Below are 2,098 nucleotides of genomic sequence, written 5' to 3' on the forward strand. Positions count from 1 at the left end.
AATTTCATTTAGAAGAATTATTTAACAAATCAGTGGACTTAGTTATAAAAGAAGATTTAAAACCCATAATTAGAGAAGAAGTAATTAAGGAGGCGGTTTATGTCTCGTAGTCTTACCCTTTATTTAAAAGATATTATTACCAGTATTGATAAAATAAAAAAATATACATTCAATTTCACCTATGAGGAATTATTAGAAGACGAAAAAACCCTTGAATCTGTCGTATATAATTTAATGATTATAGGAGAAGCAACAAAGAAAATTCCTCCAGAAATAAGAGTCAAATATTCATATATCGAGTGGCAAAAAATAGCGGGATTAAGAGATTTTATCGCCCATGCTTATTTTTCCATTAACATAAATATTGTGTGGAGTGTCATTCACACAAAACTAGACAATTTAAAATTATGTGTCCAAGAAATTATCAATAATGAAACACTATAGCAATTATAAAATATTCATGATAAATCTTGATTAAATTTCTTCTTTTTTAAGGGAGGTTAGGGGAGATCAAATTTTTACAACTTATATAGAAATGCCATAGTAAAATTAAGCGACTCCAAAGCCCGTATATTCCCTAACAAAAGCAGGTTTTAAACCTAAGATAATATCCTCTCTTTTTACCCCTTTTTCTAATAAAATTTCCGCTACTAAAATGTCAGTATTATTTTCTTGAATCCAGATTTTTTCCTCTCTTATCTCTAAGTGTAATAACACCGAGTAAATTCTTTTTTGTCCATCCCAACCCAAGTGTAATAATAAATATCTATCCCACTTTTCATCAAAAATAGTTTCTGACTCGATGTTTTTTTCCAAAGGTACTATTTCAGCTTGTTGGCTTAAAAGATCACAAATTATTTGACGATATTTAGTTAATTTATCCATTGACTAATAACCCCCTCAATAGGATCATAGACTATTAATTTTAAATTATAACGATTAACAATAGCTTGGGGTAAATCTCGCTGAAAAAAAGACTCATAAGCATAAATAGGAATAGCTAAAAAAAGTATTCTTTCAGGCTCTATTTGTTCTAAAACAAAATGATAATTGAGAAACTGTCCTAAAGCCCCATGAAAATCAGAGATAGCAGAATCACTTAAAAAACTTTTAATTTCGACAGCTATTTTTATATCATCTTTTTCTGCACCCAATATTTTTTCTGCACCCAAATCTATTTGAACTTGGTCATATTTTCCGAACTTTAAAATTAATGGATCATGGGTAATATTCCAACTATCTTTAATTAAAGCTCCTTTAACTATATCGTGAAACTTATCTTTTGCCGCCATTAAAACTAATTTGTTTGATATGATTAAACCATCCCTAAAAAAATGTTAGCCCATGGTAAGCAAAACCAATGAAAAAGCCCTCGAAGACTTAATACAAGAGTGCCTCATCAATCAACAAAGCTATCACCTCGGAGAAAATAAAGACTTTAACCCCCAAATCGCCCTAGATACCGCTAAACTATGGCAATTCCTAGAAACCACTCAACCAGAAGAATTAGAGAAGCTCAAATATAACCCCGACTGGCAGAAACTAATATTAGATAGGATAGATCGCAAAATCAAGAAAAATAGCGTCCTACACCTGCTCAAAAAAGGCTTAGACATCGACTCAGCGCACCTTACCCTATTTTATAGCCAACCCTACAATGACTTAAACCTCCAAATCCAAGCCAACTTTAACCAAAATATCTTTTCCGTCACCCGTCAAGTTCACTTTTCCACCACCGATACCGCCCTATCCATCGACTTAGTAATATTTATCAACGGCTTACCCATCATCACCATTGAACTAAAAAACCAATGGACAAATCAAACCGTTTACCATGCCAAAAAACAATACTGCCAAAGGGATTACCAACAACCCTTATTAAACTTCGGACGCTGTTTAGTACATTTCGCCGTTGACACCGACGAAGTATGGATGACAACCCGACTCAATGGCAAAAGCACCTACTTTCTACCCTTCAACCAAGGAAACAACAACGGTAAAGGCAACCCCATCAACCCCCATGGACATAAAACTAGCTACCTCTGGGAAGATATTTTCAGCCGAAGTAGTTTAGCCAATATCCTCGAACACTTCGTTT

General features: G+C 33.5%; 4 protein-coding genes. 2 read left to right on the forward strand and 2 right to left on the reverse strand.

What is annotated here, in order from left to right; all coding sequences use genetic code 11:
• The first annotated feature begins 99 nt into the window (after positions 1 to 99).
• Positions 100 to 444 (forward strand): HepT-like ribonuclease domain-containing protein, encoded by a 345-nt coding sequence (locus IQ215_RS14200; protein WP_193802050.1) that lies wholly within the window; start codon positions 100 to 102, stop codon positions 442 to 444.
• A gap of 105 nt (positions 445 to 549) precedes the next feature.
• Here IQ215_RS14200 and IQ215_RS14205 read toward each other — a convergent pair whose 3' ends face one another.
• Together IQ215_RS14205 and IQ215_RS14210 are read right to left on the reverse strand one after the other, a co-directional pair.
• Positions 550 to 885: a XisI protein gene (locus IQ215_RS14205; RefSeq protein WP_193802051.1), complete on the reverse strand. Its 336-nt coding sequence runs from the start codon at positions 883 to 885 to the stop codon at positions 550 to 552.
• Positions 873 to 1,292 (reverse strand): XisH family protein, encoded by a 420-nt coding sequence (locus IQ215_RS14210; protein ID WP_193802052.1) that lies wholly within the window; start codon positions 1,290 to 1,292, stop codon positions 873 to 875. The genes IQ215_RS14205 and IQ215_RS14210 overlap by 13 nt, the downstream gene beginning before the upstream one ends.
• A gap of 52 nt (positions 1,293 to 1,344) precedes the next feature.
• Here IQ215_RS14210 and IQ215_RS14215 point away from each other — a divergent pair.
• A partial coding sequence (locus tag IQ215_RS14215) for a type I restriction endonuclease (RefSeq protein ID WP_193802053.1) occupies positions 1,345 to 2,098 on the forward strand: 754 nt, incomplete at its 3' end.

This window comes from Cyanobacterium stanieri LEGE 03274, from assembly GCF_015207825.1.
In the GTDB taxonomy this organism is placed as follows: Bacteria; Cyanobacteriota; Cyanobacteriia; order Cyanobacteriales; family Cyanobacteriaceae; genus Cyanobacterium; species Cyanobacterium stanieri_B.

Excerpts from the sequence above, each read along its gene's own strand:
- IQ215_RS14200 (WP_193802050.1), top strand. The coding sequence starts at position 100 with ATGTCTCGTAGTCTTACCCTTTATTTAAAAGATATTATTACCAGTATT.
- IQ215_RS14205 (WP_193802051.1), bottom strand. The coding sequence starts at position 885 with ATGGATAAATTAACTAAATATCGTCAAATAATTTGTGATCTTTTAAGC.
- IQ215_RS14210 (WP_193802052.1), bottom strand. The coding sequence starts at position 1,292 with ATGGCGGCAAAAGATAAGTTTCACGATATAGTTAAAGGAGCTTTAATT.